The 14,492-nt window shown below is 33.1% G+C and carries 14 protein-coding genes; 6 read left to right on the forward strand and 8 right to left on the reverse strand.

Annotated elements, in window-relative coordinates; translation table 11 throughout:
* Window positions 1-131: 131 nt before the first annotated feature.
* Window positions 132-1,121, reverse strand: coding sequence for an L-glyceraldehyde 3-phosphate reductase (mgrA, locus tag K7G79_RS00080; protein WP_223547985.1), 990 nt, complete (start codon window positions 1,119-1,121; stop codon window positions 132-134).
* A gap of 258 nt (window positions 1,122-1,379) precedes the next feature.
* Here mgrA and K7G79_RS00090 point away from each other — a divergent pair, with 258 nt between their 5' ends.
* On the forward strand, window positions 1,380-1,766 hold the full coding sequence (locus K7G79_RS00090) for a nucleoside triphosphate pyrophosphohydrolase family protein (protein WP_223547990.1): 387 nt from the start codon (window positions 1,380-1,382) through the stop codon (window positions 1,764-1,766).
* Window positions 1,767-1,799: 33 nt separating this feature from the next.
* Here K7G79_RS00090 and K7G79_RS00095 read toward each other — a convergent pair whose 3' ends face one another.
* Window positions 1,800-2,867, reverse strand: coding sequence for a branched-chain amino acid aminotransferase (locus K7G79_RS00095; RefSeq protein WP_223547992.1), 1,068 nt, complete (start codon window positions 2,865-2,867; stop codon window positions 1,800-1,802).
* 92 nt (window positions 2,868-2,959) lie between these two features.
* Here K7G79_RS00095 and K7G79_RS00100 point away from each other — a divergent pair, with 92 nt between their 5' ends.
* From K7G79_RS00100 to K7G79_RS00110, 3 genes are all read left to right on the forward strand, one after another.
* On the forward strand, window positions 2,960-3,460 hold the full coding sequence (locus K7G79_RS00100; RefSeq protein WP_223547994.1) for a DUF4920 domain-containing protein: 501 nt from the start codon (window positions 2,960-2,962) through the stop codon (window positions 3,458-3,460).
* A gap of 1 nt (window position 3,461) precedes the next feature.
* Window positions 3,462-4,166, forward strand: coding sequence for a tRNA (5-methylaminomethyl-2-thiouridine)(34)-methyltransferase MnmD (mnmD, locus tag K7G79_RS00105; RefSeq protein WP_223547996.1), 705 nt, complete (start codon window positions 3,462-3,464; stop codon window positions 4,164-4,166).
* A 76-nt stretch (window positions 4,167-4,242) separates the two neighbouring features.
* A complete protein-coding gene (locus tag K7G79_RS00110) occupies window positions 4,243-5,151 on the forward strand; it encodes a TIGR01777 family oxidoreductase (RefSeq protein ID WP_223547998.1) in 909 nt (302 codons plus the stop codon).
* A gap of 9 nt (window positions 5,152-5,160) precedes the next feature.
* Here the strand turns inward: K7G79_RS00110 and K7G79_RS00115 are convergent, their stop codons facing one another.
* Entirely contained in the window at window positions 5,161-6,333 is a 1,173-nt protein-coding gene (locus tag K7G79_RS00115; protein ID WP_223548000.1) for an LETM1-related biofilm-associated protein, read from the reverse strand.
* A 164-nt stretch (window positions 6,334-6,497) separates the two neighbouring features.
* On the opposite strand from K7G79_RS00115, the gene K7G79_RS00120 reads away from it, so the two are divergent.
* Window positions 6,498-7,463, forward strand: coding sequence for a D-2-hydroxyacid dehydrogenase (locus K7G79_RS00120; protein WP_223548002.1), 966 nt, complete (start codon window positions 6,498-6,500; stop codon window positions 7,461-7,463).
* Here K7G79_RS00120 and K7G79_RS00125 read toward each other — a convergent pair.
* The 5 genes from K7G79_RS00125 to K7G79_RS00145 are packed head-to-tail and all read right to left on the reverse strand — an operon-like array spanning window position 7,460 to window position 11,871.
* Window positions 7,460-8,152, reverse strand: coding sequence for a lycopene cyclase domain-containing protein (locus K7G79_RS00125; RefSeq protein WP_223548004.1), 693 nt, complete (start codon window positions 8,150-8,152; stop codon window positions 7,460-7,462). The two genes, K7G79_RS00120 and K7G79_RS00125, sit on opposite strands and share 4 nt — an antisense overlap.
* A gap of 3 nt (window positions 8,153-8,155) precedes the next feature.
* Window positions 8,156-8,605, reverse strand: coding sequence for a sterol desaturase family protein (locus K7G79_RS00130; protein ID WP_223548006.1), 450 nt, complete (start codon window positions 8,603-8,605; stop codon window positions 8,156-8,158).
* A gap of 9 nt (window positions 8,606-8,614) precedes the next feature.
* The gene (locus tag K7G79_RS00135) at window positions 8,615-9,454 is read right to left on the reverse strand and encodes a phytoene/squalene synthase family protein (RefSeq protein ID WP_223548008.1); all 840 of its coding nucleotides are present in this window, start codon (window positions 9,452-9,454) and stop codon (window positions 8,615-8,617) included.
* A 4-nt stretch (window positions 9,455-9,458) separates the two neighbouring features.
* Complete coding sequence (locus K7G79_RS00140; RefSeq protein ID WP_223548010.1) at window positions 9,459-10,922, reverse strand: NAD(P)/FAD-dependent oxidoreductase; 1,464 nt, start codon at window positions 10,920-10,922, stop codon at window positions 9,459-9,461.
* Between the two features lie 46 nt (window positions 10,923-10,968).
* A complete protein-coding gene (locus K7G79_RS00145) occupies window positions 10,969-11,871 on the reverse strand; it encodes a MerR family transcriptional regulator (RefSeq protein ID WP_223548012.1) in 903 nt (300 codons plus the stop codon).
* A 360-nt stretch (window positions 11,872-12,231) separates the two neighbouring features.
* Between K7G79_RS00145 and K7G79_RS00150 the strand changes: the two genes are divergently transcribed.
* Window positions 12,232-14,487 (forward strand): tetratricopeptide repeat protein, encoded by a 2,256-nt coding sequence (locus K7G79_RS00150; protein ID WP_223548014.1) that lies wholly within the window; start codon window positions 12,232-12,234, stop codon window positions 14,485-14,487.
* Window positions 14,488-14,492: the final 5 nt, after the last annotated feature.

Below are 14,492 nucleotides of genomic sequence, written 5' to 3' on the forward strand. Positions count from 1 at the left end.
TCATGTACTATTTAAGCTAGCAAAGATAAAATATTGCTTGAAAGCATTCAAAATATTGGGATATTAAAAACTATAATAATTTAACAACGATGGTAGGTAAGGAAATATGTTTTGTATGGTGTTAATTTTTATCATTTTAAAATAGTATTAATCTGATTGAGCTCTTCTTCGCTAAAATTTAAATTATTCAAAGCTTTTACATTTTCCTTTAATTGGTTGGTAGAGCTGGCACCTATAAGAACAGAGGATATTTGGGGTTGTCGTAATATCCAGGCAATAGCCATTTGGGATAGTTTTTGTCCACGATTTAAAGCAATTTGGTTTAGTTGTTTTATTTTTTCAAGATTACTGTTAACTGTGCCTTCATTTAAAAAGATAGAACTGCTACCAGCACGAGAATCTTTGGGAATCCCATTTAAGTACCTATCGGTAAGCATGCCTTGTGCCAAAGGAGAAAAAGCAATGCCTCCTATACCATTAGTTTCTAGGGTATCTAAAAGTCCTTCTTCAACCCATCTATCAAGCATGGAATATCGTACTTGATTTAGAATAAAAGGAACATTTAATGCTTTTAAAATTTCTGCAGCCTTTTGTGTTTCGTTAGGTTTGTAATTAGATATGCCAACGTACAATGCTTTTCCTTGTCTAACAATATCAGCCAAAGCACCCATGGTCTCTTCTAAAGGGGTATTGGGGTCTGGCCTGTGGTGGTAAAAAACATCAACATAGTCTAAACCCATACGCTTTAGACTTTGGTTTAAACTAGCAATTAAGTATTTTCTAGAACCCCATTCACCATAAGGCCCTTCCCACATTAAGTAACCGGCTTTAGAAGCGATAAAAAGTTCATCACGATGCGATTTAAAGTCGGAGTTCAATATTTTACCAAAGTTTTCCTCGGCTGAGCCTGGTGGAGGGCCATAGTTATTGGCTAAATCTATATGTGTTATACCAAGATCGAATGCACAACGCAAAACTTGTTGTGCATTTTCAAAATCATCATTATGCCCAAAATTATGCCATAATCCCAAGGAAATGGCAGGTAAAAGTACACCGCTTTTTCCAGCTCTTTTATAGGTCATGGCATCATAGCGGTTTCTATCAGCCTGATATACTTTCATTATATTTTTAGGTTATATATTGATTCTGTTAAGCTTTAAAAAAGAATTTTATGGCAACTATAAATAAAATAAAAGCAATAAAGGCAATAAGAATCCAGATGCTTCCTGAATAAAAGCGTTTATGAAGTTTTAGGTCCTTTCTATAGGTAAAGGCGATAATTACTGCAAATACAATAAAAAATAAAACTCCAAAAATGATTTGACCTTTACTGAACATATAGTTACTTTTATGCAAATTTAATGAAATCGTAAATATATATGAAGAATAAAATTGAGGCTGTAAAAGTATTTCATACCGCTTTTAAAATTGGCCATCGGGAAACGCCAAAAGCAAATTTAGGTTTAGAAAAAAATATGCTAAGGTTTAACTTAATGCGAGAAGAAAATGAAGAGTACTTAGAAGCAGCCAATAATGACGATTTAGTTGAGATTGCCGATGCCCTAGGGGATATGCTTTACATCTTATGTGGAACTATTATAGAACACGGTATGCAATATAAAATTGAAGAAGTTTTTGATGAAATACAGCGTAGTAATATGAGTAAGTTGGGAGAAGATGGCAAGCCCATTTACAGGGAGGATGGTAAAGTTTTAAAAGGGCCCAATTACTTCAAACCCAACATTCAATCTATATTGGAAAAATAAATAGAGAAGACTACAGGTTTCTCTATTTATTTCCTAATCAACTTTATAACGCCAATCAAATGGGTCTTCAGTTTTGTTAGTTTGTATATCGGTAATTCGCTTTTTTAAATAACTGGCATAGGTGTCGTCTAACACTGGTAACACATAATCGGTACCATTGTAACCAAATCCAGATATTGGAGAAACAACAGCGGCAGTACCGGCACCAAACATCTCTTTTAAGGCACCATTTTCAGCTGCTTCAACGACTTCATGAACGGATAGTTTTCTAACCTCTATGGGGATGCCTTCAGATTGAGCTAACTCTATTATACTTTTACGGGTTATACCGTCCAAGATACGATCACTGGTAGGTGCAGTGATTAATGTATCGTTAATACGCACAAAAATATTCATGGCACCAGCTTCTTCAATATATTCGTGGGTATTATCATCTGTCCAAACCACTTGCTGGTAACCCTTTTCAATGGCTAATTGTGTAGGGTAGAATTGTCCGGCATAGTTTCCTCCTGCTTTGGCATAACCTACACCACCATTAGCAGAACGGGAATATGTTTGTTCTATTAAAACTTTAACCTTTCCTGAAAAATAAGATCCTGAAGGCGCGGTTGCAATTATAAACTTATATTCATCGGCAGGCGAGGCATGAAATCCGTTTCCGGAGGCAAATACAAACGGCCTGATATAAAGGGAGCTGCCTGCGTTTTTTGGAATCCAGTCGCTATCTACCTTAAGTAGGGTTTTTAAGCCCTCCATAAAATAAGCTTCTGGTAGTTCTGGTATGGCCAATCGTTTTGAAGAAATATTCAAACGCTTAAAATTGTCTAACGGGCGAAATAACCAGACATCATCATTAGTATCTTTATAGGCTTTCATGCCTTCAAAAACCGATTGCCCATAGTGGAAAATCTTAGCCGAAGGATCTAATGAAATATTTTGGTAGGGTAACACTTTGGGTACTTCCCATATACCATTTTTATAATTGCAAACCAACATATGATCCGAAAAGACACTGCCAAACTTTAAATTATCAAAATCTACATCGTTAATCTTAGAGGCACTTGTTTTTATAACCTCTATAGTATTAGTTATACTATTCATAGCTCTGTTATTTACGAAACAAATTTAAGTAAAAACGTTTTTAAAAAAGGGGTATATTTACACAAATCACTTAAAATTAAAGTTTTCCTATTATGAAGTCATTACTGCTTGGGTTAATTGCTGCTCTATTGTTAAATTCCTGTAAGAACAAAGAACAAAACCAAGGGTCTAATAAAAATATGTCAACTACAGAATATGCTTCTTTTGGCAAAGTAATAATTTCAGATGATGCCATTGCAGCAAAATCTATGGCGACTCATTTTAACAAAATGCAAGTAGGCGATAGTATAAACTCTAAAATGATAGCTACTGTAACCAATGTTTGTCAGGCCAAAGGCTGTTGGATGACACTGAAACTGGACGACCAAAGTGAGGTGATGGTAAAATTTAAAGATTATGGTTTTTTTGTTCCAAAAGATATAAAGGGAGAAACTGTAATTGTTAATGGTTTGGCTTATTTAGAAGAACAGTCTGTGGACGATCTTCGACATTATGCTAAAGATGCGGGGAAAACTGTAGAAGAAATTGAAGCAATTACCGAACCCAAAAGGATATTTGCATTTGAGGCAGATGGTGTGCTTTTAAAACAATAATGTGAAGCGGAAAATTATTTTAACGGCAGATGGTTCGACAACCATTCATCTGCCCGAATGGAACGAGCAATACCACTCTAAGCATGGGGCTATTCAGGAAGCGTACCACGTTTTTATAAAACATGGACTTCATTACTTTTATCATTCAGTTACAGAGCGGTCAGGGCAAGAATTTGAAAACTCAAATTCTAATATTGCCATACTTGAAATGGGTTTTGGTACTGGTTTAAACGCATTTATAACCTTATTAGAAGCTAAAAAACTAAAGATAAAAATTGATTATATGGGTATTGAAGCTTTTCCAGTTGAGATAGATGAAGTATTAAGTCTTAATTATCCGAAAGCTTTAAATGTGAAAGGAGGTGATGCCGTTTTTAAAGGGCTGCATAGTATTTCTTGGGAAGAACGTCACAACATTGATTCCTTTTTTTCATTAGCTAAGCAGAAAAAATATTTTGAAACTATTGATGATGAGGATAAGTTCAATATCATTTACTTTGATGCGTTTGGTGCTAGGGTGCAACCTGGTTTATGGACTAAAGTAATCTTTAAAAAAATGTACGATGCTTTAAAGGTTAACGGTATTTTAGTGACATACTCAGCTAAAGGTAGTGTGCGTAGAGCCATGCAAGGTGTAGGTTTTAAGGTTGAAAAATTACCTGGACCGCCTGGTAAACGTGAAATGCTTAGAGCAGTAAAATATTAAAGAGGTTATGTGTTAAACCTAAGATAAACTGCTGGTATTCCCATATCCTATTTTGTAACTTTATAAAAAAATAGAAATGCGGGTTTTAATAACGGGAGCAACAGGGCTAATAGGACAGGGTATTGTTAAACAATGTCATGAAAGAGGAATAGATGTAAACTACTTAACAACCAGTATTTCTAAGATAGAATATGGTAATAATTATAAAGGTTTTTATTGGAACCCTAAGACCCAAGATATAGATAAACAATGTTTTAAAGGTGTTGATGCCATAATTCATTTGGCCGGAGCATCAATTGCTAAGCGTTGGACACCTAACTATAAGAAGGAAATTATCTCTAGTAGGGTCACTACCACAAATTTACTCATCAATACTTTAAAAGGTGAATCCCATAACATTAAACAAGTGATATCGGCAAGTGCTATTGGCATATATCCAGATTCCTTGGTTAATTATTACGATGAAAGCTTTAAGCATTTTGGTAAAACATTTTTAAGTGCTGTTGTACAGCAATGGGAGCAAGCTGTAAATGAATTTTCAAAATTAAATATAAATGTTGCTAAGGTTCGTATAGGGCTTGTGCTTTCAAAGGAAGGTGGAGCGTTGCAAGAAATAGCTCAACCTATTAAGTTTGGTTTTGGTGCTGCATTTGGTTCAGGGAAACAATGGCAATCTTGGATACATATTGAAGATTTAGTAAAACTGTTTGTTTACATTCTTGAGTATAATTTAGTTGGTATTTATAATGGAGTCGCTCCCAACCCTGTTACCAATAAAGAATTAGTTAAGGCCATTGCCAAAAGATTAAACCGACCTTTATTTTTGCCTAACATACCTAAGATTTTTATGAAATGGCTGTTAGGGGAAATGCATGCCATTTTATTTGAAAGCCAACGTGTGAGTTCAAGGAAAATTGAAGACAAGGGATTTCATTATAATTATAATTATTTAAAACCGGCCCTCAAAGACTTGCTAGGAAAATAGGTAGTTAAATTAGTCTTCAATTCGGTTTTCATCAAATGCTGAAGGGAGTAGTTTTGGAATAAATTTAATAACCAAGGGAAGCAATAAGGCCCCTCCTGGCAATATAAAGATGGCCAAACTTGGGATGGATTTAAAAATATCCAACAACTGTTCTTGTACCTTTTTTTGTTCTTCCTGGTTGAGTTCCCTATGGGTTGAATGAGTTAATAATATCAGCAGTTCTTTACTGTCCTTTAATTCTTTGTATAATCGCTTACTATTTCTAGAAATAAGTTTGCTAACCATTTTACTTGAGTTGTCATAAAAACTCTGCACAATATTTTTAGAGCTTAATAAGGCAATTTCATTTTTATGCTTAGTGTAAAACGAATTAACAAATGCGATCGATTCTTTTGTTTTATAAGGTACTATATTAAAATCGCTTCCTAATTTTGAAATAAACTTAGTTTCATTGGTATCAATAACCCTGTCACTCCAACTGGCCATACAGGTGAGGTCCAAAACATAATATTTTTCTAAGGTTGTTGTAATTAAGTCAATGGCTGAAACGTATTTCAATGGTTTTGCATCGTGATAGCGTATTGAAGATTCAAAAAGTTTTATTAAACTTTCATCATATTGATTTTTTTTGGTTTTGGCGTCTATTGCATTTAAAACAATGGCTTCTATGGCTTTCTCCAATTGTTTAATGTAGTCTATTGATATAATGCCTTCTTTTAAAAATTTTTTATAAGCAAGAATATCAACAAACAACAAAGCATTAATTATAAAATAGTTGAAGTTTTTTGTTAGTGCGTTATGGTCTATATGGATGCGTTTATGTATTACTTTTTCTAGCTGTACATTAGAGGACTTTCTTCCCAATATGCCATCAAAAAAAGAAGTTTTTAACTCGTTTATGGCTGTGTAAAATTGTAAAACACTGTCAACAAAACCTATTTTAGGATTTACGTTATGATGAGTATACAAAAAAGCAATGGTCAAGTTGATCTTACAAATCTCATCTTCCGAAAGATCGTGTTTTTCAATTATATTAGCAACAATACTGAGGTTGCTACCAAAGATAAAACCACATGATCTTAATGCAGTATAAAAAGTGTCTTTGTCTGCATTTAAAAAATCAGTATTGCTGATAGTTATTCTTAGTAGTTTTTTTATCCAACCTGTAGCCGATGGGTTCATTGCGTATAAGTTGAGCGCAAAATTAAGTTTTTTACTGTAAAGAGACGATATTTATTTTCCAAAACGATAGCATTTATTTATTATTTAAGATTTGTTGGATTAAATATTTTTTTTAAAACCTATACTTTTTATTAGTTTGCTTAGCAAAACAAATAAAAGATATTTTGAAAATAGTAGTTTTAGACGGATACACATTAAACCCTGGTGATTTATGCTGGAATGCTTTAGAACATTATGGAGATTTAAAAGTTTATGATAGAACACCATATAGCAATGAGGCGATTTTAGATCATATTGGAGATGCTGAGGTTGTTTTTACTAACAAAACACCTATGCCTAAAGCTGTTCTCGTTAGGTGTAAGCATATAAAATATATAGGTGTTTTAGCCACAGGTTATAATGTCGTGGACGTTGGTGCGGCTAAAGAGCTTGGCATTACAGTCACTAATGTTCCAGCATATAGTACCAATGCCGTTGCACAGTTTACAATGGCCTTACTGCTGGAAATGTCTCACCATGTTGGTGACCATAACATAGCAGTTAAAAATGGTGATTGGATTACGGCTCCTGACTTTTGTTTTTGGAATTCACCTTTAATTGAGCTTAATGGTAAAACAATTGGTATTATTGGTTTTGGTCGTATTGGTCAAGCTACGGCAAAGTTAGCACAAGCATTCGGTTTAAAAGTTTTATTTCACAGTAGAAGCCGAAAACCAGAAATGGAAACAGATAGCTGTAAATATGTTGAACTTGATATGTTGTTTGCCAAATCGGATATTATAAGTTTACATTGTCCACTTTTTGAAAATACCAAAGGCATTATTAATAAGCATAATATCGAAAAAATGAAAGAAGGTGTTATGCTTATCAATACCTCAAGAGGGGGTTTGGTTGTAGAAGAAGATTTGGCTAGTGCATTAAATTCTGGTAGAGTTTCCAATGCTGCTGTTGATGTAGTATCTAATGAGCCTATTAGTAAAGATAATCCTCTGCTTAAAGCAAAAAACTGTATTATCACACCACATATTGCTTGGGCACCTATAGAGGCTAGACGACGCTTAATGCATATTGCTGTCGAAAATTTAAAGGCTTATATTAGCGGAAACTCAGTAAATGTTGTTAATGACTAGTATTGCAATGCTGATCTTTCTTTAAGTTTCATTATAAACAAGCATAAAAGAATAAGTGAGAAGGCATAAAAAACATCTTCAATGGGTATAGTAAATAATCTAATACCTAAATTTTCAGTATTGTTATACCAAACCACTTCATTTTTTATTGTACTTCCTGTTAACAAACCATTGACTAAAAAAAATGGGATTAGTATAACTAAGAAGGTTAGGTAAAATCCTTTGAGTAAGTCTAAATTTTTGTTAAGGACGATTAGTAACAATATAGCAGCAATGCTAAAGTTTATAAAGGTATACCATCTGTTGTAATTATATAATGCCATTACAGTAAAGCCAATAATAAAAATGTAGCTAAGCATTTTAGTTGTTTTGGTAGATAACTCCATTTTTGGAAAGTAATACAAAAGAGCATAATGCGTAAATACGCAGGCATAAGGTATACATATAAAGAACAACCATTCTTCAATTGGAAGGTTAAATAGATTTATACCTAAAAGATAATTGCTATTAAACCCCCAAAAGCCATTAATTGTAAAGGCAATATCCCAAGGAATAAATACAACCATACCTGCCAGTACACTTATTATAAAGGGTTTCCAAAGCTTATAGAATTTTAATTTGGGATGAAAACTGAAGATGAAAGGGATGGATATTGATCCTAAATTTAATAACAGATAGAGGTAATTCATCCGTTATTTTTTGAAATATTTAAAAGGAACAAACAACATACCAAAACATTCACCATCTTCTTTACCTAAGTGCTTGTGATGAATTTTATGTGCACGCCTAACTCCTTTAGCGTACCAGTTGTTAGCATTTCTAAAGAGTTTAAAGCGCTGGTGTATAAAGATGTCGTGAACCAAAAAATAGGAAAGTCCATAGGAAAAAATACCTAACCCAATTGGTAGTCCTGCCCAGAGGTCTTGATACTTCCATAGTAATAAAAAACCAATGCTAACCACAGCGTAGAATACGAAAAAAATATCATTGCGTTCAAACCAACTATCATGATCCTTTAAATGGTGGTCTTTATGCAGGGTCCATAAAAACCCATGCATGATATACTTATGGGTAAACCATGCCATAAATTCCATAAAGCAATAGGTGCCCAAAAAAACAAGTATCCAAATAAGTGTTTGCATGTACTTAATTTACATTAAATTTAATTGATATTTTACATAACTACGCATTAACAGCTCCAGTTTTTTATGATTGGAAACTCTAATACGGGTGTTTTTAATTTCTAGGGCTGGAGTCTTTTTTAATTTTTTTAGTAATTGCTTATAATACCTGTAAGCCATAAACACACCAAATTTAGCTTCAATCGGCAATTTTTTTATACCGCTTAACCCTTTTTCAAAATCATTTTCAATGTCTTCTATGATTTCCTTTTTTGAAGTTTCATTTAATTTTTTTAAATCGGTGTTTGGGAAATAAGTTCGGTCAAGTCCTTCAAAATCTGCTTTAAGATCCCTTAAAAAATTAACCTTTTGAAACGCAGAACCAAGTGCCATAGCAGCATCCTTGAGTTTTTCATATTCATTGTTATCTCCTTTAACAAAAACTTTTAAGCACATAAGGCCAACCACATCCGCAGATCCATATATATAAGCTTTATATTCTTCATCAGTTAAATAATTAGTTTTATGTAAATCCAAACGCATGCTTGCCATGAATGAATCCACTAAATGTTTATCTATATTGTATTTGTGGTAGGTAAGTTGGAAAGCATTTAAAATAGGGTTTAGGCTAATTTTATCTCGTAAGGCATTTTCTAAATCATTCGAAAACCTATTAAAAAGTGTTTCTTTATCATAATCATGGAAAGAGTCCACAATTTCGTCTGCACAGCGTACAAAACCATAAATATTGTAAATGTCACTTCTAATGGATTTGTAGAGCATTTTAGTGGCCAAAGAAAACGATGTGCTGTACGTTTTGGTAACTATTTTACTGCACTTATAAGAAACGTTATCAAAAATATATTTCATAAGCTTAACCGTGGTATTTAATGATTAAATTTGCTGCTAATTTCCCTGATATTAAGGAGGGTGGTACTCCAGGACCAGGAACTGTTAATTGACCCGTAAAAAATAAACGTTTAATTTTTTTACTTTTCAATTTAGGTCTTAAAAAGGCAGTTTGTAATAAGGTGTTGGCCATACCATAAGCATTTCCTTTATATGAGTTGTAATCTTTTACAAAATCGTTTACACAATAGCTCTCTTTAAATATAATATTTTTTCTAATATCCTGAGAGGTCAAGAACTCAAAACGATTTATTATTTCGTTAAAATAGTGCTCCCTTAAAATGTTGGTATCCTTTAAACCTGGTGCCAGGGGAATTAAAAAGATACCAGCTTCCTTGCCTTCTGGTGCTAAATGGGAATCGGTTATGCTAGGAAAACTGGCATAGAAAAGGGGGTTTTCAGGCCATTTGGGATTATCGTAAATAGCCTGGGCATGCGTGTTAAAGTCGGTATCGAAAAATAAAGTGTGATGATTTACATTCTTTATTTTTTTATCAAAGCCAACATAAAATAATAGGGAGGAAGGTGCAAAGGTTTTTTTATTCCAATATGTTTCGGAATATTGTCTGAACTCTGGTTCCAAAAGTGTTTCAGAATGATGGTAATCGGCACCACTTAGAACAATGTCAAAATCATATGTTTTTCCTGAACAAACCAAACCTTTGGCACAGTTTTTTTCTACAATAATTTTTTCAACGGGAGCATTGGTTATAATTTTTACATCCAGTTCTTGGGCTAAGCTTTGTAAAGCCAAAATGACTTGATACATTCCTTTTTGAGGATGGTAAGTGCCAAGACCGAAATCAGCATAATTCATAAAACTATAGAAAGAAGGGGTGTTACTTGGTTTAGCTCCAAGAAATAGCACAGGAAACTCTAAAATTTTCGCTAATCGATCATTTTTAAAAGCTTTTCTAACATCTTTTTTTATGTTACCTAAAAACTGACCTAGATTTCTTATTGTTGTCGTGTTAACTAACTCCAGGGGTGACATTCCTGGATTGTACACCAAATCCTTTATGGCAATATTGTAATTATTTTTAGCTTTTCGTATGAATTTTTGCAACTTTTTTGAACTTCCGGGCTCTTCTTTTTCAAATGCAGCGGTAATTTTTTCTAAGGTATCTTCAATGGTGATAAAATCATTCTTTCCAAAATAAATACTATAGGCAGGATTTAACTTTTCTAAGGTATAATAGTCGGTAGGTTTTTTGTCAAAATCTGCAAAAAAACGTTCAAAAACGTCTGGCATCCAGTACCAAGTAGGGCCCATATCGAATATAAAACCATCTCTTTTTAATTGTCTGGCGCGACCACCAATGTTATTGTTTTTTTCAAAAATAGTAACCTTATATCCAGCTTTTGCCAAATAGCATGACGCCGAAAGAGAAGAGAATCCAGATCCTATTACTGCAATTGATTTTTTCATAATGTTTAACAAATATAATTAAAAGTTAAACAAAAACAAATCGAGATTAAAAATCATCAACTAAATTTTCAATGGAATTGTAAATGGAAACTTTATGGGAAGGTAAGCTAAAATTACTTAAGTCTTTTAGCTTAGGTCCTAATATGTGTAATCTTGAGTTTTCTTTTTTAAGTAGTAATTCATTAAAATCATTAATGTAATCTGGAATTTTATCAGTTTCAGGTTGTATTGTAAAATAAGTTATAAAGGTAATATCGTCATAATAGTCATGAAGATCAAGAAGGCTTTCCATAGGGACACTTTCACCTAGAAAAATAGAATGAAAACCTTTACTTCGTAACTGATAATTAATGAACAACAGGCCAATATCATGAATCTCATTTTCTGGTAAAAAAAGAACATAAGTTTTTGTTACGGGTTTGGGTTCTAAACTCTGTAAACGTTCAATGTTCAATAAAATTTTTTGCTTTATGTGTATGGACAAAAAATGTTCGTGTGCTGGAGTAATGGTTTTGGTTTGCCATAGCAGACCAATTTCATTTAGTAAAGGTAGAAAAACAGTATAAAATATCTCGTTAAATGTTTTGTTTTCAATTAAGTTGTTATAGGTGTTGTAAAATAATACTTGATCAAAATTTAACATCGCCATTTTAAAAGCATTAATACCATGATCTTCAACTTTAGATCGTGAAGCTATTTCTCTAACCTTAATTGGTATTTCTTCTTCGCCTAAACTTGCAATTTTTGATATTTTTAAACCATTATTATTAAGGTAAGATATATTTAAAAGCTTTTGTAAGCTTGCATTGCTATAATTTCTAATATTAGTTTCAGAGCGATTGGGACTTAACAAATTATAGCGTTTTTCCCATATTCTAATAGTGTGTGCTTTAATGCCTGTAAGATTTTCAAGATCCTTGATGCTAAAATTAACTTGAATATTGTTCATCTTTTATTTGTTATTTTTAAACAAAATTACAAATATTTATTGATATCTATAAAATAAAATGCAGTAATTAGTCATTTTACTCGCCTAATACAAATTAAAACTATACACTTTAGGACGTTTTTCCTTTAATTCCTAAGAATTTAATAGTCATACATTCTCAAAATTTTTGAACTTAATTTTACAAATTGAAAAGTTGATTTTTTTAGCAATAGAAATATTACAGGCATATCAGTATTTAGTTTTGTTTTATCTGTCAAACTTGTTTTTCTTTGTTTCTATTTACAAAAGCAGGTGTTTTTTGGATCTGATTTATTGAGATATTAACACATTAAATAGAGATTGGTATTGAAAATTCTAAGAATGAACATTTTTTATAAACCAATAATAACATTATCACTATTGGTTATTATAACTTCTTGCAAGAATAAAGTAGATCAATACGTTACTGTTGATGAATTGAATAAGACTGTATTTACATCAACTGATTTAATTCCTGACAATCATTTTTTTGGGGATGCAACCTGTAAAACATGTCATGCTAAAGAGCATGACTATTGGAAAGGCTCCCATCATGATAAAGCCATGCAAATAGCTTTGGACACCACCATTTTAGGTGATTTCAATAATGTGAAATTTACCAGCCAAGGTATAACCACACAATTTTTTAAAAGGGATAATGAGTACTTTGTTAATACCGAAGGACCAGATGGTAACTATCATGACTATAGAATAGTATATACTTTTGGTGTTTCACCACTGCAGCAGTACATCGTTAAATTTCCTAATGGCCATTACCAATGTTTAAGAACGGCTTGGGATACACAAGAAAAAAAGTGGTTTGATTTATATCCCGATTTTAAAGTAGTGCATTCCGAGTGGTTACATTGGTCTAGGGGGGGCTTAAATTGGAATACCATGTGCGCCGATTGCCATTCCACTAATGTTAGGAAAAACTATAATGAAAATGCGTCCAGTTACAATACCAAATATGCTATTATAAATGTGAATTGTGAAGCCTGCCATGGTCCTGGGAAAACCCATGTAGAACAAGCTAAGGCATTAGGCAACAGTTACAAGTTCTCCGGCGACCTTACAATGACTTCCCATACTAATCCTAAGGCTTTAGTAGATGCTTGTGCCAGATGTCATATGAGAAGGGAACAGATTTCAGAATTTTATAATTTTGAAGGAAGTATGTTAGATCATTATTTTCCACAATTAATAGCAGAACCCATTTATTATCCGGATGGCCAAATTTTAGATGAAGACTATGTTTATGGTTCTTTTGTGCAGAGTAAAATGTACCATAATGGTGTAACGTGTACCAATTGTCATGACCCTCATTCATTAAAACTTAAATTTGAAGGTAATAAACTTTGCGCCCAGTGTCATTTACCTGAAACTTACGATAGTCCCAGTCACCATTTTCATACTATGGGTACGGAAAGTTCAAAATGTATTAATTGTCATATGATAGGAAGGTATTACATGGGCAACGACTTTAGGCGCGACCATAGTTTTAGAATTCCAAGGCCAGACCAAAGCCTTAAATACGACACACCTAATGCCTGTACCCAGTGCCATAAAGATAAAGACAACCAATGGGCTTGGAGTGCCTATATTAAGCAATATGGGAAGCCGAAAAAGAAACATTTTTCCGATTTGCTATTACCTGGTTTAAGGGGTGGTGACGATGGTTTTAAACATTTGAAAACATTGGTTAAAGATACCATATATCCAGAAATAGCACGAGCTTCTGCGGTTAAAGCGATGGTTAATTATAATGATCCCGCGGTAATAGATAATTTATTGCACTTTTTGAATGATGATTCACCACTGGTTAAGGGGGCTAGTTTGGATGTTTTGGGTGAAATAAACACAAATGACTATAACAATTATTTTTTACCCTTGTTGAAGGATTCTAAACGTTCGGTAAGGGTCAAAGCTTTCTTTGCATTGGGAAGTTTGGATGAGGCACTTGTGCCAGAGCCATATAAAGAGGTATACAGCAAAGTGAAGGTGGAATTTGAAACTAGCTTAGAAGTCACTTCCGATTTTTCTGGGGGTAAAGTAAAACAAGGTAATTATTATTTAAAACAAGCTAATTTATCTGAAGCTATTAAATCGTATGAGGCAGCCTTGAAAATAGATAATTTAAACAATATTATAAGAACCAATTTAGCAAATCTTTATTATAGAAATGGTGAGTTTATTAATGCCGAACAGGCCTTTAAAACCATTATACAGCAGGAACCCGAATATGGACCTACTTATTATTCTTATGGCTTATTATTGGCAGAATTAAATAGAATTGAAGAGGCCATTGGGCAAATGAAATTGGCCATAAGGTATATGCCAGACAATCTAAGGGTGTATTATAATTTAAGTTTGTTATACGATAAAATTAAAATCTTTGATAAAGCTTTAGAAACAGCTAAGAGGGGATTTGAAAAAGCACCACAAGATGAAAGTATGCTATACATTTTGGCCTATGCCTACTCAAAAAACAATCAAATGGAAAAAGCCAAAAAAATGGCAAAAACTCTGGTTGATTTGTACCCGCAAAATGCTAATTATTATACATTTTATAGGCAGTTGAATACAAAACAACAATAATTTAA

It is taken from the genome of Aestuariivivens sp. NBU2969 (assembly GCF_019931125.1).
GTDB classification, from domain to species: domain Bacteria; phylum Bacteroidota; class Bacteroidia; order Flavobacteriales; family Flavobacteriaceae; genus Aestuariivivens; species Aestuariivivens marinum.